We start from the raw sequence: 19,927 nt of genomic DNA on the forward strand, positions 1-19,927 counted from the left end.
GTTGATGACATTCCCAGGCTGCTGGCAATGAGTGCGACCAACGCGATACTCGACAGGCGTAGCAGGCTCAAACGGAAATCGAATTTCATCTGCTGTCCCTTGATTCTCGCTTAAACAGCGGAATGTGAAAGAGGTAACACGCAGAGTTAGACGGTAAAGCGCTGGTGTCCGGATCATGGCTTTTTCCACAATCCTGACACCAATTTGCAACAGTTCAGATTTCCCCGTCGTAGGCGGAGCCGCCATTTTCCAGCAGTCGTTTCAATATCATAAGGCCGGACACCAGCTCGTTTCTATCCTTCGGTGAAGAGAAGCCGATGCGCACGCGGTGATAGACTTTGTCGCCACGCGCCGCCTTGAACTCATCCTCGTCGTCGACAAGCACGCCATCGCGAAAGGCGGCATTCTTGAAGGTGCCGGACAGCCAGGGTTCCGGCAGTTTCAGCCACAGGAAGGGCGCATGCGGGTGGGATTCGAAATCAAAGCCCTGCATGACCTCACGGGCGAGACTCACGCGGGCCGACAGTTCCAAAACGCTCGCGTCGCGGATCTCATGCGCCTTGCCGCTCAGGACAAGGCGCGCGCAGGTTTCCGCCAGGATGAAGGGCAGGCCGCCCGTAACCATCTTGTGCGTGACCTTGATGCGCTGGGCGAAATGCGGCGGGCAGGCGACCCAGCCGCCACGCACGCCGGCAGCAACCGATTTCGACAGGCCATTGACCAGGAAGGTGCGATCGGGCGCGATTGCGGCAAGCAGTGGCGTAGCGTCATTGGCCATGCCACCATAGAGATCGTCCTCGATGATCCACACACCGTGCCGTCTGGCAATTTCGGCGATCGCGACGCGCCGCTCATAGGGCATGATGGCGAGTGTCGGATTGTGGACCGTCGGCATCGTAAAGACGAGCTTCGGATGCTGCTGCTGGCAGAGCCGCTCGAAATCCTCGGGAATGATGCCGTTTTCATCGGACTCGACTGTCAATGTACGCCGGCCGAGCAGGCGGACGCTGCGGCTCACCTGCGTATAGGTGAGGTTTTCGAAGACGATCTTGTCACCGGGTGCTGACACGGCTGCGATGACGGAGATGGCCGCCGCATGCGCGCCGAGCGTCGGCACAACGTTTTCAGCCTCCGGCGACCAGCCGTTGCGCGCCAGCCACAGACGGCCGGCCTCGAACCAGTTCGGTGGGAAGCTGCGGGAGTAGGAAGAGATTTCCGCCAGATGCTGTTCGCCGATCTCGGCCATGATGCCGGCGATGATCTTGCCCTGACCGAGATCCGGGGCAGCGGTCGTATCGAAGCGAAGCTTGTTCGGCGGGGCCTCGGCAACACGCGTGCCACTCAGCGAAAGGGTGACAGGGTCCACCTGCTCGCTGGGCGGCGTATCGGCGCGGTCAAGCACATAGGTGCCGCGGCCAACTTCGCCGGCGACGAGCCCGCGCTCATGAACCAGCGCATAGGCCCGGCCGATTGTTCCGATTGTCACCCCGATATCATAGGCAAGATTGCGCTGCGGCGGCAGCTTGGCGCCCGCCGGCAAGGTGCCGGAAGCAATGGCGGATTCGATATTGTCCGCAAGCCGCATATAGACCGGGCCAGAGCCCTGCGAAAGATCAGGAAGCCAATTTGTCATGGTGACAATGAATAGATTGTCACCCTCTCTCTGTCAAGACTATGTGACAATCACAAGAGCAGAACAACAGGAGCCAAGGATGTCCGTTGTACCTCCAATAAAGAGCGATATTGTATCGATTGTCTCTATCGATAGCCCGCACGAAATTGTCCTCCCGACGCAGGCGCCGGCCACGACTCAGCTGGGGCGTCTGCGGGCAGTCTTCCTGCTATGGCAACAGAAGCGGGAGGGGCGCCTGGCGTTGCGCGGACTGACAGCGGATCAACTCAAGGATATCGGCCTGTCGCAGTCCGATGCCGCACGCGAAGTCAGCAAGTCATTTTTCTGGGACTGAAGCTTAGAGCATTTCCGCTTTTCTGCGAAACACGGGAAATGCTCTGTCTCTCTGTTTTCACGCAATTGCGGACGCAAAACCGCTGCGCACTTTTGCTGGAATTGCCCTAGCTGCAGGCGCGGTTACCGCCCGACCAGCGGGTGACATCGGCGGCGATACGGCCGGAAACCGGCTCGGACATCATCGGTCCGAAAGCCTGCATCTTGGCTGGGCTGCCTTCGGCCTGCACCACAAGCAGCGGCCGGCTTTCCGGGCTGCCCTTGTGCACGACCAGAATGCGCGGACGGCCGGAGAAGGAATTGAGTTCCGGCGCGAGCTTGTAAGCCGCGAAAGCCGGATCGCCCGACTTGAACCAGCAGCTATTGGCGCCGAGCGCCACACGCTCCATCGTCGACAGCGCACTGCGATCCGGTCCCCTTACAGGAGCCGGAGACTGGCAGGCAGCGACGAATGCCGCGAGGCCGGCAAAGGCCGCAGCGTTGGCAACGGCGGCGAAAAGGCGAGGGCGCATTCAGCTTGCTCCAGTGGTCCGGCGAACGGGCCGCCTAATCAGGCAGCGATGACGTCGAGCGCCGAGGCGAAGAGGCCGCGGCCATCCGAACCGCCATGGGCGGCTTCGATAAGATTTTCCGGATGCGGCATCATGCCGAGCACATTGCCCTTGGCATTCACGATGCCGGCAATGTCGTTGACCGAACCATTCGGATTGGTGCCTTCAGCATAGCGGAAGACGACCTGGCCGTTGCCCTCGATGGCAGCGAGCGTCTCGGCATCGGCAAAGTAGTTGCCGTCATGATGGGCGACCGGGCAGCGGATGATCTGGCCCTTTTCATAGGCACGGGAGAAATCCGTCTCGGCGTTGACGACTTCGAGCTTGATCTCGCGGCAGACGAATTTCAGCGAGGCATTGCGCATCAGGGCGCCCGGCAGCAGGCCCGCCTCGACGAGGATCTGGAAGCCGTTGCAGACACCCAGAACCTTCACGCCCTGGTTTGCCTTTTCGATGATCGCCTGCATGACCGGCATGCGCGCGGCAATCGCGCCGCAGCGCAGGTAATCGCCATAGGAGAACCCGCCGGGAATGACGATCAGGTCGACGTCAGGGATTTCCGTTTCCGTCTGCCAGATCGTCACCGGCTGCTGACCGGAGATCTTGGTGAGAGCGGCGATCATGTCGCGATCGCGGTTGAGGCCCGGAAGTTGAACGACGGCTGATTTCATAAGGTCCCCGCGGTTGGCGAAAGATATTGAACTGGAACGCTTTCGGCGAGCCATACTCCATTGTCCGAGACAAAGAAAGAATGGCCCTCTGAAAACATGCGGGCTGCGTCTACACGCAGGATGATATAGTCGCCCTTGCGGCGCGTTGCGACGATCTTCGCCGTTTCGACATCATCAGAGAGATGAACGTGGTGCCGTTCCATCTTCTTCAGGCCTTCGCGCTCGATCAGGGGCCAGTTCACCAGCGACGTGCCATGAAAAAGGACTGCCGGCGGCTCGACCGCCTTCAATGCCAGATCGGCACCGATGCTATGGCCCTGGTTGGCGCGAATTCTGTCATCGACCAGGGCGAAGCGCTTCTTCGGACTGTTCTCGATGATTTCGATAATATCGGCGCGAGAGACGTCGTATCTCGACATCAACGCCTTCTCGAACACATCGAAGGGGACCCAACCTTCGGCATCAAGCGTCAGGCCTGCGGCTTCCGGCGCATGGCGCAAAACATAGCTCATGAATTTCGAGACTTCCGTCTCCAGCTTTGTTTCCATCATGACGCCTAATCCTGAAAGCCCGCCGGACGGCGGGCCTGTGATCGTCAGTCGATCGCGATCGCGTAGTTCTCGATGACCGTGTTTGCGAGGAGTTTCTCGCACATGGCCTTGAGTTCCGTCTCGGCCTTGGCCTTGTCGGAACCATCAAGTTCCAGGTCGAAGACCTTGCCCTGGCGGACATGGCCGACGCCGCCGAAGCCGAGGGCGCCAAGCGCGCCTTCGATAGCCTTGCCCTGAGGATCGAGAACGCCGTTTTTCAGCGTGACGGTGACGCGAGCCTTGATCACTTGTTTTCCCTGCTTTTACTTGACCAGAACGGGACCCGTGCCGCGCACGGGCTCGTTTTCATTGATGATGCCGAGACGGCGCGCGACTTCCGAATAGGCTTCCAGCAATCCGCCGAGATCGCGGCGGAAGAGGTCCTTGTCCATCTTCTTGCGGGTCTCGATATCCCAGAGACGGCAGCTATCCGGCGAGATTTCGTCGGCCAGGATGATGCGCATCATGTCGCCCTCGAAGAGGCGGCCGCATTCGATCTTGAAATCGACGAGCTGGATCCCGACGCCGAGGAAAAGACCGGTCATGAAGTCGTTGACACGGATGGCGAGCGCCATGATGTCGTCGAGTTCCGCCGGGTTGGCCCAGCCGAAAGCGGTGATATGCTCTTCGGAGACCATCGGGTCCTCGAGCGTATCGGACTTGTAATAGAATTCGATGATCGAACGCGGCAGGACCACGCCTTCCTCGATGCCGAGGCGCTTGGCGAGCGAGCCGGCGGCGACATTGCGCACGACGATCTCAAGCGGGATCATCTCCACTTCCTTGATCAGCTGCTCGCGCATGTTGAGCCGGCGGATGAAGTGGGTGGGAATGCCGATGTTGTTCAGATGGCTGAAAATATATTCAGAAATACGGTTGTTGAGGACGCCCTTGCCATCAATGACTTCGTGCTTCTTCTTGTTGAAAGCAGTGGCATCGTCCTTGAAGAACTGGATCAGCGTACCCGGTTCAGGCCCTTCATACAGAATCTTTGCCTTGCCCTCGTAGATACGGCGGCGACGGTTCATAGTCGTTATTCTCTGCTGTTGGCGCTCTTGGGATAGCGCGCGTGGATCGATCTCGTGGCGTCCCCTTAAAGGAAAAGAGAGAGTTTCACAATCCGCCTGTCACTCCTTCCCCGGTTTCCGGCCCTGCGCGGAAAACCGCAAAGAGAATCGAATGTCTTCGCAAGGGAAGACTACCGCCTTTTTGTTTACGGTGAAATGAAGGCAAAATCTCGGAGGGGTTATACAGGTGTTTATCTGGAGGCTGTTTTGGAGATGGGCCGGTCGACGGAAAGTCGCAGATCCGTCTGCAGCGCGCGGGCCGCACCCTCCGGCTGCCGCCAGCTTCCGCTGCGGATGAACGCGGGGATCTGCATGGCAGGCATCGGCCGGGCGAGAGCATAGCCCTGCAGCATGTCGCAACCAAGCTCCTGCAGGATACGGACGTGATCGGTGGTCTCCACACCTTCGGCGGTGACGAGAATGTTCAGCGAGCGGCCTATTTCGATGATGGAGCGCACGAGCTTGCGCTGCTCGGCCGATTGCGGCAGCCGGCTGATCAATTCGCGATCGATCTTCGGCGTCTTCGGGCTCAGCCGCAGCAGGCTGACGATCGAAGCATGGCCGGTGCCGAAATCATCGACTTCGATGTCGATGCCGAGCTTCTTCAGCTTCTTCAGATTTGCGGTCACCGCCTCGTCGCAATCGTCGAGCGAGATGGATTCCAGAAGCTCGAATGAGATCGTGCCGGGCTCGATCTTCAGCGAACGCAGCTTCTTGCCGAGCTGCGGATCGGACAGTCTCCGGCCGGAGACATTGACCGAGATGCGGGGAATGGCGAAGCCTTCGCGGACCCAGACCTTCCGATCGGCGATCGCCCGTTCGAGGATCAAGGCATCGATGGTCGAGACCACGTCGAGGTCTTCGGCAATGTCGAGAAAACGATCCGGGGCCAGCAGGCCGTGTTCGGGATGCTGCCAGCGGGCCAGCGTCTCGATGCCGGCGATATCGAGCGTGCGGGCATCGAATTGCGGCTGATAGAAGGGCACGAATTCGCTTCGCTCCAGGCCGATCAGGATTTCGTCCGCTAGGCGCTTGGCCGTCAGGATCGTGCGGCGCGCGGCATTGGAGAAGAATTCGTGGCGGTTGCGGCCGGAGCCCTTGGCCCGGTAGAGCGCGATATCGGCATTAAGGAGAAGCTGTTTTTCATCGAGCTTCGGGCCGCTGTCGATGGCGATGCCGATGCTGGCGCCGAAGCGGCAATCATGCCCCTCATATTTGATGGGTTTGCGCAGCTCGCGGATGATGCGCTCGGCGACGGTGGCGATCTTCTTCGAGGCGGTGTCGACGATGCAGAGGACGACGAATTCATCGCCGCCGATGCGCGCGACGAAATCAGTGGCGCGAATGGAGTCGCGCAATACCCGGGCGGCATGTTTCAGCATATGGTCGCCGGCGCGGTGGCCGAGCGTATCATTGATCTGCTTGAAACGGTCGAGATCGATATGAAGGATGGCGAGCGCCAGGCCTTCCTCGCGGCACTGGGTGGAGCGCTCCTCCAGCATCTTGTCGAGATAGCGGCGGTTCGGCAGGCCGGTCAGATAATCATGGAACGCCAGATGCTCGATGCTTTCCTTGGCGGCTTCGAGCTGCCTGTTGCGTGCTTCGGCGAGATCCTTGGCTCGCTGCAGTTCGTTGCGCAACGCCACTTCGTCCGTTACGTCCCAGTTGGCGCCGATCAACCGCCGGCAACCGTTGCCATCGACGAAGAAGGCAGCGCGGGCGCGGATGATGCGCTCGGCGCCATCCCCCCGGATGATTCGGAATTCCTGGTGAAAGGGCATCTCGTCTCGGACATTGCTCTCGACGGTGCCGAGCACGCGCTCGCGATCGTCGGGATGGATCGCATCCGGCCACGCAGCGGCGGCAGCGTGGCGATCGAGGCCCTTCATGCCGTAGATCGCGATGAGGCGATCGTCCCATTCGACGGTGCGATGATCGATATCGGCTTCGAAGACGCCGATATCGCTGATCTGCAGAGCAAGATCGAGACGGCGGGAGAGCTGAGACAGCATCTCCTCGGTCTCCTTTCGGATGGTAATATCGGTATCCGTGCCCACGACGCGCTGTGCAGCGCCATTCTCATCCCATTCGACAGGCGCCCCTCGGCATTCGATCCAGACCCAATGTCCGTCCTTATGGCGCTCGCGATACTGGAAGACGTGACAATTCGGATCGCCGGCGTTCTGGCGCTCTATCGCCTCGACGACAAAATCACGGTCATCAGGATGTACGAGCTGCAGCCAGGCTTCGTAGTCGCCATCCGCTTCCTCATGCGGGGCCATGCCGCGGATGTTCTTCCATGTCTGGGAATAATATTTCTTGTCGAGGCGATAATTGTGATCCCAGACACCGAGGCCGGAACCGACCAGCGCATAGTTCCAGCGGCTTTCACGCTCGGCGATGTCGGAATCATCGGTGTAGCTTGCGAACCCATCGGCCGCCGGTTCGTCGCGACTGATATCGGCGGCGGTTTTGGGCGGCTGGCTTTGCTTCACGGGCGCTCTCGCTATTCTGGCGTGTGCGCAGTCTGCGGTCTTTCCATTAAGAAATACTTAGAAAGCGATCGCTTAATTCTCTGGAAACCCCCGATATTCCGGTTTCTCAGCCGGGCAGGCGACTGAGAAACTGGGCAAAGACCATCGTGCCCTCCGGCCACGGGCCGTGACCGGATTCCGAGTTGATGTGACCGGACTCGCCGGCATCCACCAGGAAGGAACCCCAGCTGTTGGCGATATCGTCGGCATGCTCATAGGTGCCGAAGGGATCGTTGCGGCTGGCAACCGTAATCGAGGGGAAGGGCAGCGGATCGCGCGGGTAGGGGCCGAAGGTCATCAGATGCTTCGGGCGGATATCAGGATTGGCTACATCGGGGGGCGCCACGAAGAAGGCGCCGGCAACGCGCTTCTGAAACAGCGGGATGGCATGGATCACCGAGGGCACGCCAAGGGAATGGGCGATGAGCACGACGGGGCGTGTGCTGGCATTCACCGCTTCGGCGATGCGGGCGGTCCAGTCGTCGCGCACGGGCTTCGACCATTCCGCCTGCTCGACGCGCCGCGCCGTGCTGAGTTTTGCTTCCCAGCGGGTCTGCCAATGGTCGGGACCGGAATTGGTATAGCCGGGAATGATGAGGATATCTGCGTCTGAAGCTTTCATGGTGCCGCCGATGTGAGAAAGCGTAACCGCGATGTCAAGGGAAAGAGCGACTTAGCTCAAAAAATTTGCTACAGTGGCTGTCTGCCGGTTGCGTTCTCGTGTCGGCCCCTTGTTGCCGACACATCGCCTCCGGCTCATCTTGGCTGAGGAGGAGAAAGCCATGACGACATTTCATGTCATGACGGGCGCTGGCGAGAGCTTCGCACGGCCCGTGGTCAATAAGATCAGCATAGCCGACGTCTTCGACGCGCTCAGGCTCGGTTTCGAGGATTTCCGCGAGAAGCCTTCGCATTATGTTTTCCTGTGTCTCATGTATCCGATCGCCGGCATCTTCCTGACGATGCTGAGTTCGGGCGCCAATCTTGCACCGATGATCTTTCCGCTTATGTCGGGCTTCGTGCTGATCGGCCCGATCGCCGCGATCGGCCTCTACGAAATCAGCCGCCGGCGCGAAGCCGGACTCGATTCCTCCTGGACGCATGCACTCGACGTGCGCCACTCGCCGGCTTTGCCGTCCATCATCGCCGTTGGCCTCCTGCTGTTCGGGATCTTCACCGTCTGGCTGGTCACGGCGCAAACCATCTATGCGGGGCTTCTCGGCGAAGTCTTCCCGCGCTCCATGTCGCTCTTCCTGCAGCAAGTGTTCAGTACGCCGGAAGGCATGCAGCTCATCCTGTGGGGCAATCTGGTCGGCCTCGGCTTTGCTTTCGTCGTTCTGGCGATCACCGTCGTGACCTTCCCGATGCTGCTCGACAGGGATTGCGGGGCGGTGGCCGCGATGGTCGCCTCGATCCGCGCAACCTTCATCAATCCGGTACCGGTATTGCTCTGGGGCCTGATCGTTGCCGCATCGCTCGTCATCGGCACAATCCCGCTCTTTGTCGGCCTCGCACTCGTCATTCCCATCCTCGGCCATGCGACCTGGCATCTCTACCGGAAGCTGATTGCCCGCGAAGCCATGTGACGGCAGCACTCCCGGGGGTATCGCGAATTTCCACGATGCCCCCCGGAAATTCACTGCACTCTGGAACCTCGGAACCTTGCATGGAGTTTGTCTTGCGCCGACTTCTGAGGAGGATTTCAAGGTGACCATACGCCACGTGTTTGCCCACTTCGCGACCAAGATATCGGAGTGGGCGGGCAAGCCGGTGACGTTCATTCTGGCGCTCATCGCCGTGATCATCTGGGCTGCTCTCGGCCCTGTCTTCGACTACTCGGAAACCTGGCAACTGGTGATCAATACCGGCACGACGATCATCACCTTCCTGATGGTCTTCGTGCTGCAGAATGCGCAGACACGCGATACGCGGGCCATCCAGGCAAAGCTCAATGAGATCATCCTGACCAGCCATGCGGAGAACCGCTTCATCGGCATCGAAAATCTCGATGAAGAAGACCTCAAGCATCTCGACCAACTGGTGGCCAAAGCGGCTAAAGGCAAGGGTGAGACAGAGGCCTGCGAGATATCGGATGAGCCGGCCGATACATCACCTGCAAAACGCGAGTCGAGAAAGCGCAAGACGCCGGTGGCCTCCACGCAGCGCAAGCGGAAATGAAAACGGCGCCTCATGGGCGCCGTTTCAAGGGATATCTTGCAGCGATTACGCTTCGCCGAAGACGCGGCGGAAGATCGTGTCGACATGCTTCGTATGATAGCCAAGGTCGAACTTCTCCCGAATGTCTTCTTCAGAAAGCGCGGCGCGGACCTCGGCATCGGCGAGCAGTTCTTCCAGAAAATCCTTGCCCTGTTCCCAGACCTTCATGGCGTTGCGCTGGACGAGGCGGTAGGCGTCCTCGCGGGAGACGCCGGCCTGGGTCAGCGCCAGGAGAACGCGCTGCGAATGGACGAGGCCACGGAACTTGTTGAGGTTCTTTTCCATGTTCTCGGGATAGACTACGAGCTTTTCGACCACGCCGGCCAGACGGTTCAGCGCGAAATCGAGGGTAACAGTCGTGTCGGGGCCGATAGCGCGCTCGACGCTCGAATGGCTGATGTCGCGCTCATGCCAGAGCGCCACGTTTTCCATGGCCGGCACCACCGACATGCGCACAAGGCGGGCAAGGCCAGTGAGGTTTTCGGTGAGAACCGGGTTGCGCTTGTGCGGCATGGCCGACGAGCCCTTCTGGCCCGGCGAGAAGTATTCTTCCGCTTCCAGCACTTCGGTGCGCTGCATGTGGCGAATTTCGGTCGCGACGTTTTCGATCGACGAGCCGATGACACCGAGGGTGGCGAAGAACATCGCATGGCGGTCACGCGGAATGACCTGCGTGGAGACGGGCTCGGGAACGAGGCCGAGGGCTGCGCAGACATGCTCTTCGACAACCGGATCGATATTGGCGAAGGTGCCGACGGCGCCGGAGATGGCACCCGTGGCGATTTCGGCACGGGCAGCGACCAGACGGGCGCGGTTGCGGCTCATCTCGGCATAGAAGCGCGCGAAAGTCAGGCCCATCGTCGTCGGCTCGGCATGGATGCCGTGGCTGCGGCCGATGCGGATCGTATCCTTGTGCTCGAAGGCACGCGTCTTCAGCGCTGTGAGAACGCGGTCCATGCCGGCAAGAAGAATATCGGCGGCGCGCACGAGCTGGATGTTGAACGTGGTGTCGAGCACGTCGGACGAGGTCATGCCCTGATGGACGAAGCGGGCGTCCGGGCCGACGATTTCGGCAAGGTGGGTCAGGAAGGCGATAACGTCATGCTTGGTGACGGCCTCGATCTCATCGATGCGGGCGACGTCGAAGGTCGCCTTGCCGCCCTTTTCCCAGATGGTGGCAGCCGCCGACTTCGGGATCACGCCGAGGTCCGCCAGCGCGTCGCAGGCATGGGCCTCGATCTCGAACCAGATGCGGAACTTGGTTTCGGGAGACCAGATGGCGACCATCTCGGGCCGGGAATAACGAGGGATCATGTGCGAGCGCCTTCATTTCGTGACAGTAGCTGCGGCCCCTGTAGCAAAGACGGCCGGCAATCTCAACGCATGCGTTTGGCAAGAGCCAGGCTGGTGGCGAAAAGACAGACCAGTCCAAGGGGCAGAAATAGCCCCAGACCGATAACGAGGAACTGATAAACGGCGCTGGCGCCGGTAAAGACAAACTGGAACATCCAGATGACAGAGCCGAACGGCGCATGCCAGCGGGCATAGAAAATCCGGTAGTCCATGGCGAAGAGAAAGGCTGTCATCAGGACCGTGCCGGTCGTCAACGCCAGGAAGAAAGCGGCGAAACGCGTCTCCACCTTATGGCCCAGAGCGAAATAGCGCCCCACAAGCAGGTTGAAGGGCCAGGAGAGCAGCCCGCCGCTAAAATAGAGGATGGAGAGATCGAGCACGTGGCTCGTTTCCCATCCATTACGCAGGTAGAGGCCAACCATGACCGAGAGCAGCATCTGGACGCCCCAGAGCGGGGCGCCAATGAAAAAATCTGGAAAGGACGGCCATGCCGCCCGCAGACGGTTCATTCTCAGGGGTGAACCGGAACGGCGATCCAGCGGCCGTTACGGCCGTCCGGCGCGGCGCTCAGTGCCAGAATGAGGGCGATGTGAACAGGCTTTGCCGATTCCGGCTGGTAGACGAGGGCGCCGCCCATGCGATATTCGACCGTGCAGCCCCGATCATCCGGCAGCGACTTGTCTTCATGCACCAGCTGGCGATGCGGCGCGCCGTCCTTTTCGATGAGTTGCAGCGTAAAGCCGGTGACGCGGTTGACGTCCTTGCAGCTATCCGGCTTTGCGACATCGGCGTCACCGAGCAGCAGCGTATAGGCGCCGCGCGGCGGGCCATCGTTGGCAAGCGTCGTGTAGCGGATCGTCTTCATTGGCGAGCCGAGTTCGGTCGGCGGGTTGAAGGCGGCGATCAGGCCCGGATTGGTCAGAAGGTCGTATTTGTCCATCTGCTTACGGGCAGCCGTCAGGTTCTGTCGACGCGCCTTGGAAAGATCAGCGTCCTTGTCTGTCAGCTCTAGATGGAAGGGCGTGCCTTCAAGGTTTTCACCGGTTTCGGTGTCGATAAAAAAGGTATCCGAATAGGGCACCTTTCCATCCTTCATGCCGAATTCCTGGAAGGCAAAGATCTTGCCATCGGCCGAGAAACCGACCGGCTGCATATTGGCAATGTCGCCGGCCGAGGCCGTCGCGGCCATGCCGGTCAGCAGGGCGGCGAAAAACCCGCCCATAAACATGCGCTTCGTCATTAGCGAGCTCCCTCAGCCGCGTTGCGAAGGGCGGTGATGGCCTGGCGATAGGACTCGACCGAGCCGCCCTTGAAAATTGCCGATCCGGCGACGAGCACGTTGCCGCCGGCCTTTGCCACGGTGGGCGCGGTATCGACCGTCACACCACCGTCCACCTCAAGCTCGATCGGGCGATCACCGATGAGTGACTTCGCTGCTGCGATCTTGTCTGCCATTGCCGGAATGAATTTCTGGCCGCCGAAACCGGGGTTGACGGACATAATGAGAATGAGGTCGACATCGTCAAGCACGTTCTCGACCACAGAAAGCGGCGTTGCCGGATTGAGCGTGACACCGACCTTCTTGCCAAGATGGCGGATCGTCTGCAGCGAGCGGTGCAGATGCGGTCCTGCCTCTGCGTGCACGGTGATGCGGTCGCAGCCGGCCTTGGCGAAAGCCTCCAGATAGGGGTCGGCCGGCGAGATCATCAGATGGCAGTCGAAGGTCGCATCCGTATAGGAGCGCAGCGACTTGATAACGTCAGGGCCGAAGGAAATGTTCGGCACGAAATGCCCGTCCATGACGTCGAGATGGATCCAGTCGGCGCCGGCTGCGGTGACGTTGCGTACTTCCTCGCCGAGCTTTGCAAAATCTGCCGCCAGGATCGACGGCGCGATGCGGATGGGCAGTGTCGTCATGGGTCTCGGTCTCCATCTCAACCGGCAGCGGGCAAGCCGCCTCCCGGCATTGTCAATAGGTCAGTCTGTCCCGTCGGCAGGCGGGACGAAAGCATCGCCGCGCCATTCGAGAAGACGATAGGGATTTTGCGAAAGCTCATGGGCCGGCGTGAAGGTGACCGGTCCGATGGGCGTGTGGAATTCCGTGCTGATCAGCTTTTCGGCAACCGGCTTGCCTTCGGCCATCGCCGCCTGCACGGCCTGGCTGGCAATCAGCGCGGCGGCCGCTGCCGGCAGGACATAGCCTTCCGGCTCGATTCCAGCCGCGCGCAGGGCCGCGACGGTCGCAGCCGTATCCGGTAGAAGCGCATATTCGGGGATGGCAACGGCGCGCACGCCATCCGCCAGCGCGAGCGGCTGGTTTGCAGCGCGCATCGCATCGCCGCTCAGGATGTCGAGCGGGATGTTTTCGGCCCTCGCGTCACGGGCGATGGTGGCGACATCGTTCCTGTCACCGCCGATGAAAACCTTGGTGGCACCGGCCCGCTTAAGGCGGCGCACGAGGCCGATCTGCTGTTCCTGCCCCGGCCGGTAGGTGTCGGTGAAAACGGGCTTCAGGCCATTTTCTTCCAGCGCGTTGCGCACGGCTTCCGTCAGTTCACGGCCGTGGATCGTACCATCTTCGATGAGGGCGATCGGAGAAGCCGTCCATTGCTGCAGGATGATCTGGATGATCTTGGCAGCTTCATCACTATCCTGCGGGCCGAGGCGGAAGAGGGGCCAGCCGTTTTTCAGCGAATCTTCCATCAGGATGCGTGAGCGTACTGATACGGTGATGGCAGGGATACTGGCGTCCTTCAGCTTCGGCAGGGCGCCTTCCAGCGTCTCGCTGCACAGGAAGCCGATCGCGATCTGGACCTTGGCAGCGATCAGCGCATCGGCGATCGCCTGGCCGCTATTGTCCTGGCAGGTCTCGTTGATAGGGACGACCGTATCGCCCGCCTGCTGGATCTGGAAATTCGCTCCTGCGAAGATCTGGGCGCCGAGCGAGGCAAAAGTGCCCCCCTGCGGCGCCACGACTCCGATCGTCACGCCGGCCGCACGGCTTTCGGCCGTCAACGCCATCAGCGACAGAAGGGCGGCTATGACACGCAGGGTCGTCATGAAAGGTGCAGGTCTCTCGTCTTGTCCATGCCCTTTTATCCGCACGGCGACAATCGTCAAAGAAAAACAAGCAGGTTCCGCAGCTTTTCGCGGGTGCCATTGTAGAAAAGGTAACCGATGCCCGCCATATTGGTGAAATAACAAGAACAAGACACCGAACGCGGAGAAGCATGTGTTGAACAGGCAGCATATCGATCCCGGCCTCTATCGCGACGCCATGAGCCGCTATGCCGGCCACGTGCAACTCGTGACGACGGCCATGGGTGAGGCCCGCCGCGGCGTCACCATCACGGCCGCCTGCTCGGTATCCGACCATCCGGCTTCCGTCCTCGTCTGTCTCAACAATACCAATGCGAAGAACGAGATCTTCTTCCGCAGCGGCATCTTCGCGTTGAACTCACTCGGCGCCCATCATCAGGCCGTTGCCGATGCTTTTTCAGGCCGTACGCATCTGGAAAACGAGGATCGTTTCTCGAGCGCCCGCTTCGAAACGCTGGCAACGGGCGCCCCGGTGCTTGCCGATGCGCTTGCCGTCTTCGACTGCCGAGTGACCGACATCAAGGAAATGCCGACCCATAACGTCATCTTCGGCGAGGTCGCCGCCGTTCGTTTCACCGAGATCCACCCGGCGCTTCTCTATTTGAACCGCGGCTATCATTCGATTTAGCTGGCTCGCCACGCAAGAGGAGCGACAGGCCATGGACAATGCCGGCATCGAGGAAATGTTTCAGTCGCTTGGGCCTGTCACCATCAAGCCCATGTTCGGCGGCAAGGGCATCTACCACCTCGGCCGGATCCTGGCACTGGAAGTGCGCGACGAGATCCTGCTGAAGGCCGACGAGAAGAGCGCGGCGGAATTTACGGCGGCCGGCGCCAGCCAATGGTTCTACGAGGGCAAGAAGGGTGCGCCGGTGAAGATGCCTTACTGGAGCATTCCTGAAGAGGCCTATGATGACCCTGACGTCATGGCGCGCTGGGTGCGGCTTGCCTATGAAGCCGCATTGCGGGCTGAATGATCAGCGCAATTGCCCGGCCGGAAGAGATGATATCGCAACCCTGGTAAACGCTGACAGCGGCTCCGGCAGATCGGCAAGGCCGAACCAGCCGAATTCCGACAGCTTGTCCGGTTCCGTGAGCTGCGGCTCGCCCGTCACGTCACGGGCGATATAGAGAAGGGAAATCCAGTGCTGGCGGTCGGCTTCGATGATCTGCTCAGTCGAGCCGATTCGTTCGATGCGACCGATGGTGAGCCCCGTTTCTTCTTCCGCCTCGCGGCGCGCGGCTTCCTCAGCCGGCTCCATATGATCGACCTTGCCGCCGACAATATTCCAGTAGCCGGCTTCAGGTGGACGCATACGCTTGTAGAGGAGGATTTTGCCGTCGCGCAAAATCACCAGGCCTACACCGAGGCCTGGGAAATCGATGCCGGGCGTGCCCATCGGGCAATCAGGCCTTTGCGTAGCCGGCGATCAGCATGAAAGCGGGAATATCGTCACCAAAGCCAACCGGCGTTGGGCCATCATCGTGGTCACGATGGCGACGGCGCTCGCGATTGTCATCGTTCGCCGGATACTGCCGAGCGTTGCGCGCGTTGTTCTGCGGCTTCGGTTCTGCTTTGCGCTCGTTCTTCACGGTTTCGGCCCTTGCTGGTCTTGCTGGTGCTGCTTCCACGACTTCAATGCCATTATCTTCGGCATTGATATCAGATTTATGACTCGCAGGCCGGCGTTCACGCTCGCGGCCACGATCCTTGTCCCGTTCACGGCCCTTGCCGCGGCGGGGAGACCGCTCGCTGTCGCGGCTTTCTTCGGCCGGCGGCAGAGAGGACAGATCGCCACTCTGCCATTCGACCTTTTCGCCGATCAGCTTTTCGATCGCGTCGGCATGTTTCTGGTCGCGGCGGGTGACGATGGTGAAGGAAGCACCCGAGCGACCGGCGCGGCCGGTGCGGCCGATACGATGAACATAGTCTTCCGCGTGGATCGGCACGTCGAAATTGAAGACGTGGCTGACATCGGGAATATCGAGGCCGCGGGCGGCGACGTCGGAAGCGACGAGCAGTTGGATGTTGCCGTCCTTGAAGTTGGCAAGCATGGCCATGCGCGAGCGCTGGTCCATGTCACCATGCAGGGCGCCGACCGAGAAGCCATGACGCTCCAGCGAACGGAAGAGATCAGCGACATCCTTCTTGCGGTTGCAGAAGATGATCGCGTTCTTCAGATCGGTCTGAGCGCGGACGAGGTCACGCAATGTAGCGCGCTTCTCGTAATCCTTGTCGTGAGAGGCGACAAAACGCTGCGTGATGGTGACCGATGCCGAAGCCGGCTTGGAAACTTCGATCCGCTCCGGGTTCTGCAGGAAGCGGTCCGCGAGCTTCTGGATTTCCGGCGGCATGGTGGCCGAGAAGAACAGGGTCTGGCGGGTGAAGGGGATCAGCTTGGCGATGCGCTCGATATCCGGAATGAAGCCCATGTCGAGCATGCGGTCGGCCTCGTCGATGACGAGGATTTCCACGCCGCTCATCAGGAGCTTGCCGCGCTCGAAATGGTCGAGAAGGCGGCCGGGGGTGCAGATCAATACATCTGCGCCGCGCTCCAGCTTGCGGTCCTGGTCTTCAAAGGATACGCCGCCGATGAGAAGGGCGACGTTGAGACGATGATTCTTGCCGTATTTCTCGAAGTTTTCGGCAACCTGGGCGGCCAGTTCACGGGTCGGTTCCAGGATCAGCGTGCGGGGCATGCGGGCCCGGGCGCGGCCCTTTTCCAGAAGCGACAGCATGGGAAGAACGAAGGAGGCCGTCTTGCCGGTGCCGGTCTGCGCGATGCCGCAGATGTCACGACGTTCAAGCGCGAAGGGGATTGCCCCAGCCTGAATGGGAGTGGGGATCGTGTAGCCCGCATCGGTAACAGCGGAGAGCACTTTGGGGCTCAAACCAAGATCAGCAAATGTCGTCAAAGGGAAAACTGTTTCCGTTCCGTTCGGCCGGTCTCTGGCGAGTCGGCGGGATTGCATGCCGCAATGCTGCGCGACATAGTCCGAAACGGCCGGCAAGTCAAGGAATAGCGGCTTCACCCCGGGGTTGAGGTGAAGTGTTCGTTACCCAGATCGGCTATTTTATATAAGTGGCAAGTTTAAGGCCGGCATTCATGAAATAGATCGGGTCGACGGCATGCCCATCCTGACGCACCTCATAATGCAGGTGCGTGCCTGTGGAGCGGCCCGTGCTGCCGGCCAAACCTATGACATCGTTGCGGTCGACCGTGTCGCCGACCTTCACCAGAATCTCGGACATATGGCCGTAGCGTGTCGAAATGCCGTTGCCGTGATCGACCTCGACCATGTTGCCATAACCGCCGGTCCAGCCGGCCGCGACCACCTTGCCGGGCGCGGTGGGGCGGATCCTCTCGCCGGGCGAGAAGCGGAAGTCGATGCCGGAATGAAGGGCAAGCCGGCCGAGGAACGGATCGCGCCGGTTGCCGAAGGGGCTGGTGACTTCCTTGCCTATGGCCGGGTTACGGAAGGGCAGGGCTTCGGCGGTGCTGCGCACGGCTTCCAGACGCGTCAGCGCGCCATCAAGCTGGACGAGCGAATTGTTGAAGTCGTCGTTGCTTTCAGGTTCCACATAAGGACCGCCGACGGCGCTGTCCTCGTCTTCCTTGGCGGCAATGGTCTCTGCCGGGATTTCGATATGGAAACGATCGAGCACGCCTTTGATCGTATCGGCGGCATTGCCGGCATCGCTCGTCAGCTGCTCGATGCGGCTCTTCTGGTCCTGCTCGACGGTCTTCAGCGAGAGTGTGACCTTGGAAAAGACACGGTCGGCGCGGTCGCCGACGGTTTCCTCCGATGGAACATAGGCGAGGGTGGAATTATCGGGTGCCCCGGCATCGGCTGGCTGATTATCGCCCGCCAGAAGCTTTTCAATTGCTTGTGCGCCGCCGGTCAGCGAAGCGCGCTTGTCCTTGATATCAGGCGCATAGGATTGTGCAGGCACGTCCGCGGCGGGCGCATCCTTGCCGGTCAGACCGGAGCTTTCAGCACGGTCGAGCAGGTTGTCGAGCTTTCCGTGACGCGAGGTCAGCGCCATCTGCTGCTCCATCAGCTTGTCAACCTTGTCCTCGACGACCTGCTGGTCGAGAAGCTGGCGGGAGGTGATGCGGTCGACCTGTGCGCGGAGCGCTGCGATGCGGTCTTCATAATCATGCTGCATGCGGGCCTGGCGGGCCATGGTCGCGCCAATCAGATCGTCGCGCAGCACGAGGTAGGAGGTGGCAAGCAAATAGCCTATGGAAAAGACACCGACGAAGCAGAAGGCGACGGCAGCCATCCACGGCTTCACCGTCATGTGGCGCACTCTGTCGCCACTTGCGAGAATGAGGATGTGTTCTTGTGCCCTCTTGCCGAATACCCGACTGTGATGTCCGCTCGTCACGGAGGGCCCCCCAAAGATGCGCGGTTCCAGCGCCCGCGTCATTGGGATTAATTACATATAGTTATGGTTAATAAGTGGTTTACGCAACGTTAGGGAACTTTGCCGTTCAGCTTTGGCTCGTCGATGTCAGCGCGCGATAAAAGGAGGGCGTCAGCCCGGCTTCGGCGCGCGCCACATCGTTGAACGGCGCCTTCAGCGGACCGCGGAAATTAGCCCGCACCAGCTCCTGAAACGTCCTTGCCGGATCGCGCTTTTCCCGGGCGCAGAGGAAGCGGAACCATTTTGCGCCGACGGCGACATGACCTTTCTCGTCGTTGTAGATGACGTCGAGAACGGCAGCACTTTCGAGGTCGCCGGTCTCGCGCATCTTGGCCTGCAGTGCAGGCGTCACATCAAGGCCGCGCGCTTCGAGAATCAGGGGCACGACGGCAAGCCGGGCCGTCAGGTCGTTGCGGGTCGAATGTGCCGCCTGCCAAAGACCGTCATGGGCGGGAAGATCGCCATAATCGGCGCCGAGATCATTCAGCCGCTTGCGCACCAAGCGAAAGTGCTTGGCCTCTTCGAAGGCCACCTGCATCCAGCCATCGAAGAAGGAGTTCGGCACATGTGCCGAGGCGAATCGCGCAACGATATCGAGCGCCAGATCGACAGCGTTGAGTTCGATATGGGCGATCGCGTGCAACAGGGCGACGCGGCCATGCACGGTATGGAGCGAGCGTTTTCCAACCTGGGTCGGCGGCACCAGCAGCGGCTTTTCCGGCCGGCCGGGACGTTCCGGAAGGGGTGCGTCGAGCGGCGAGCGCAGCGAGATGCGCCGCGCGAACCACCTGTTAGCGCTTTCCTGCGCCAGATCGGTCTTGCGATCGAGATCGGCGGAGCGGATCGCATCGATCGCGCCGCCGCGCAGCGAAGTGATGGTCGTCACGCGGCAAGATTCCTGACGGCTGCCAGCACCGTTTCGGCATGGCCCGCGACCTTCACCTTCTGCCAGATGGTGGCGATGGTGCCGTCCCTGCGGATCAGGAAGGTCGTACGCTCGACGCCCATGAAGGTGCGGCCATACATCTTCTTTTCCTTCCACACACCATAGGCCTGCAGCGTCGTCCTGTCCTCGTCGGAGGCAAGGGCAACCGTCAGCTTGTGCTTCTTGACGAAGCGGTCGTGGCACGTCGCCGAATCGGGCGACATGCCGACGACGATAACTCCGGCAGCCGCGAACTCATCGGCAAGTGCTGTGAAATCAAGTGATTCGGTGGTGCAGCCCGTGGTGTCATCCTTGGGGTAGAAGAACAGGACCACCGGCTTTCCCTGAAAATCCGAGAGTGAAATGCGGCCGCCGCCATCGCGCGGGAGGCTGAAATCGGGAGCAGCAGAACCAATACCGGGAGCAGTCATTCTCAAAACTTTCTTTTGCCGGGTTTAGGAGAGATACTATATCAGACGGGTTATATAGTGGACGAAACGGTGTCCCGCCCAGAGTGATTCA

The 19,927-nt window shown here is 60.6% G+C and carries 24 protein-coding genes; 5 read left to right on the plus strand and 19 right to left on the minus strand.

Annotated features, from left to right (window positions below):
* Window positions 1-210, minus strand: a 210-nt coding sequence (locus AC1DNW_RS32225; protein WP_477855454.1) for a hypothetical protein, incomplete at its 3' end; no start/stop codon positions are given.
* 4 nt (window positions 211-214) lie between these two features.
* Entirely contained in the window at window positions 215-1,633 is a 1,419-nt protein-coding gene (locus AC1DNW_RS32230; protein ID WP_113310666.1) for an aminotransferase-like domain-containing protein, read from the minus strand.
* Window positions 1,634-1,712: 79 nt separating this feature from the next.
* On the opposite strand from AC1DNW_RS32230, the gene AC1DNW_RS32235 reads away from it, so the two are divergent.
* Complete coding sequence (locus AC1DNW_RS32235; RefSeq protein WP_113310692.1) at window positions 1,713-1,967, plus strand: DUF1127 domain-containing protein; 255 nt, start codon at window positions 1,713-1,715, stop codon at window positions 1,965-1,967.
* A 106-nt stretch (window positions 1,968-2,073) separates the two neighbouring features.
* Here AC1DNW_RS32235 and AC1DNW_RS32240 read toward each other — a convergent pair whose 3' ends face one another.
* From AC1DNW_RS32240 to AC1DNW_RS32270, 7 genes are all read right to left on the minus strand, one after another.
* Window positions 2,074-2,478 (minus strand): hypothetical protein, encoded by a 405-nt coding sequence (locus AC1DNW_RS32240; protein WP_113299438.1) that lies wholly within the window; start codon window positions 2,476-2,478, stop codon window positions 2,074-2,076.
* Between the two features lie 38 nt (window positions 2,479-2,516).
* Entirely contained in the window at window positions 2,517-3,188 is a 672-nt protein-coding gene (purQ, locus tag AC1DNW_RS32245) for a phosphoribosylformylglycinamidine synthase subunit PurQ (RefSeq protein ID WP_113299437.1), read from the minus strand.
* Window positions 3,185-3,739, minus strand: a complete 555-nt coding sequence (locus AC1DNW_RS32250; RefSeq protein ID WP_113310665.1) for an RNA 2'-phosphotransferase — start codon at window positions 3,737-3,739, stop codon at window positions 3,185-3,187. Before AC1DNW_RS32250 ends, purQ begins: the two co-directional genes overlap by 4 nt.
* Before the next feature lie 44 nt (window positions 3,740-3,783).
* Window positions 3,784-4,026 carry a phosphoribosylformylglycinamidine synthase subunit PurS gene (gene purS, locus AC1DNW_RS32255; protein ID WP_113299435.1) on the minus strand — a complete coding sequence of 81 codons (243 nt, stop codon included), beginning with the start codon at window positions 4,024-4,026 and terminating at the stop codon, window positions 3,784-3,786.
* 15 nt (window positions 4,027-4,041) lie between these two features.
* Complete coding sequence (gene purC, locus AC1DNW_RS32260) at window positions 4,042-4,806, minus strand: phosphoribosylaminoimidazolesuccinocarboxamide synthase (RefSeq protein ID WP_113299434.1); 765 nt, start codon at window positions 4,804-4,806, stop codon at window positions 4,042-4,044.
* 230 nt (window positions 4,807-5,036) lie between these two features.
* Window positions 5,037-7,340, minus strand: coding sequence for a bifunctional diguanylate cyclase/phosphodiesterase (locus tag AC1DNW_RS32265; protein ID WP_477855455.1), 2,304 nt, complete (start codon window positions 7,338-7,340; stop codon window positions 5,037-5,039).
* A gap of 106 nt (window positions 7,341-7,446) precedes the next feature.
* The gene (locus AC1DNW_RS32270; RefSeq protein ID WP_113299432.1) at window positions 7,447-8,001 is read right to left on the minus strand and encodes an RBBP9/YdeN family alpha/beta hydrolase; all 555 of its coding nucleotides are present in this window, start codon (window positions 7,999-8,001) and stop codon (window positions 7,447-7,449) included.
* 160 nt (window positions 8,002-8,161) lie between these two features.
* Here AC1DNW_RS32270 and AC1DNW_RS32275 point away from each other — a divergent pair, with 160 nt between their 5' ends.
* Both AC1DNW_RS32275 and AC1DNW_RS32280 read left to right on the plus strand, forming a co-directional pair.
* Entirely contained in the window at window positions 8,162-8,965 is an 804-nt protein-coding gene (locus AC1DNW_RS32275; protein ID WP_113310663.1) for a DUF2189 domain-containing protein, read from the plus strand.
* Between the two features lie 127 nt (window positions 8,966-9,092).
* On the plus strand, window positions 9,093-9,557 hold the full coding sequence (locus AC1DNW_RS32280; protein ID WP_113299478.1) for a low affinity iron permease family protein: 465 nt from the start codon (window positions 9,093-9,095) through the stop codon (window positions 9,555-9,557).
* Window positions 9,558-9,602: 45 nt separating this feature from the next.
* On the opposite strand, the gene purB is transcribed toward AC1DNW_RS32280, so the two are convergent.
* The 5 genes from purB to AC1DNW_RS32305 form a co-directional block, all read right to left on the minus strand.
* Window positions 9,603-10,910, minus strand: coding sequence for an adenylosuccinate lyase (gene purB, locus AC1DNW_RS32285; protein ID WP_113299430.1), 1,308 nt, complete (start codon window positions 10,908-10,910; stop codon window positions 9,603-9,605).
* A gap of 62 nt (window positions 10,911-10,972) precedes the next feature.
* A complete protein-coding gene (locus AC1DNW_RS32290; protein ID WP_113310662.1) occupies window positions 10,973-11,458 on the minus strand; it encodes a hypothetical protein in 486 nt (161 codons plus the stop codon).
* A 2-nt stretch (window positions 11,459-11,460) separates the two neighbouring features.
* Window positions 11,461-12,189: a DUF2259 domain-containing protein gene (locus AC1DNW_RS32295; RefSeq protein WP_113299428.1), complete on the minus strand. Its 729-nt coding sequence runs from the start codon at window positions 12,187-12,189 to the stop codon at window positions 11,461-11,463.
* The gene (gene rpe / locus AC1DNW_RS32300) at window positions 12,189-12,866 is read right to left on the minus strand and encodes a ribulose-phosphate 3-epimerase (RefSeq protein WP_113299427.1); all 678 of its coding nucleotides are present in this window, start codon (window positions 12,864-12,866) and stop codon (window positions 12,189-12,191) included. Before rpe ends, AC1DNW_RS32295 begins: the two co-directional genes overlap by 1 nt.
* A gap of 60 nt (window positions 12,867-12,926) precedes the next feature.
* Complete coding sequence (locus AC1DNW_RS32305) at window positions 12,927-14,009, minus strand: ABC transporter substrate-binding protein (RefSeq protein ID WP_113310661.1); 1,083 nt, start codon at window positions 14,007-14,009, stop codon at window positions 12,927-12,929.
* 172 nt (window positions 14,010-14,181) lie between these two features.
* Between AC1DNW_RS32305 and AC1DNW_RS32310 the strand changes: the two genes are divergently transcribed.
* On the plus strand, window positions 14,182-14,676 hold the full coding sequence (locus tag AC1DNW_RS32310; RefSeq protein WP_113310660.1) for a flavin reductase: 495 nt from the start codon (window positions 14,182-14,184) through the stop codon (window positions 14,674-14,676).
* A 31-nt stretch (window positions 14,677-14,707) separates the two neighbouring features.
* Window positions 14,708-15,025: a TfoX/Sxy family protein gene (locus AC1DNW_RS32315; RefSeq protein ID WP_113310659.1), complete on the plus strand. Its 318-nt coding sequence runs from the start codon at window positions 14,708-14,710 to the stop codon at window positions 15,023-15,025.
* On the opposite strand, the gene AC1DNW_RS32320 is transcribed toward AC1DNW_RS32315, so the two are convergent.
* The 5 genes from AC1DNW_RS32320 to AC1DNW_RS32340 all read right to left on the minus strand — a co-directional run bounded on the left by AC1DNW_RS32320 (window position 15,026) and on the right by AC1DNW_RS32340 (window position 19,836).
* A complete protein-coding gene (locus tag AC1DNW_RS32320) occupies window positions 15,026-15,448 on the minus strand; it encodes an NUDIX domain-containing protein (protein WP_113299423.1) in 423 nt (140 codons plus the stop codon).
* 7 nt (window positions 15,449-15,455) lie between these two features.
* Complete coding sequence (locus AC1DNW_RS32325) at window positions 15,456-17,021, minus strand: DEAD/DEAH box helicase (protein ID WP_477855456.1); 1,566 nt, start codon at window positions 17,019-17,021, stop codon at window positions 15,456-15,458.
* Window positions 17,022-17,118: 97 nt separating this feature from the next.
* Window positions 17,119-18,441 carry a peptidoglycan DD-metalloendopeptidase family protein gene (locus AC1DNW_RS32330; protein WP_113310691.1) on the minus strand — a complete coding sequence of 441 codons (1,323 nt, stop codon included), beginning with the start codon at window positions 18,439-18,441 and terminating at the stop codon, window positions 17,119-17,121.
* Window positions 18,442-18,547: 106 nt separating this feature from the next.
* Complete coding sequence (locus AC1DNW_RS32335) at window positions 18,548-19,366, minus strand: ferritin-like domain-containing protein (protein ID WP_113310657.1); 819 nt, start codon at window positions 19,364-19,366, stop codon at window positions 18,548-18,550.
* The gene (locus AC1DNW_RS32340) at window positions 19,363-19,836 is read right to left on the minus strand and encodes a peroxiredoxin family protein (RefSeq protein WP_113310656.1); all 474 of its coding nucleotides are present in this window, start codon (window positions 19,834-19,836) and stop codon (window positions 19,363-19,365) included. The genes AC1DNW_RS32335 and AC1DNW_RS32340 overlap by 4 nt, the downstream gene beginning before the upstream one ends.
* Between the last annotated feature and the right edge of the window lie 91 nt (window positions 19,837-19,927).

The sequence above is a fragment of the Rhizobium sp. 05L429 genome, from assembly GCF_056397645.1.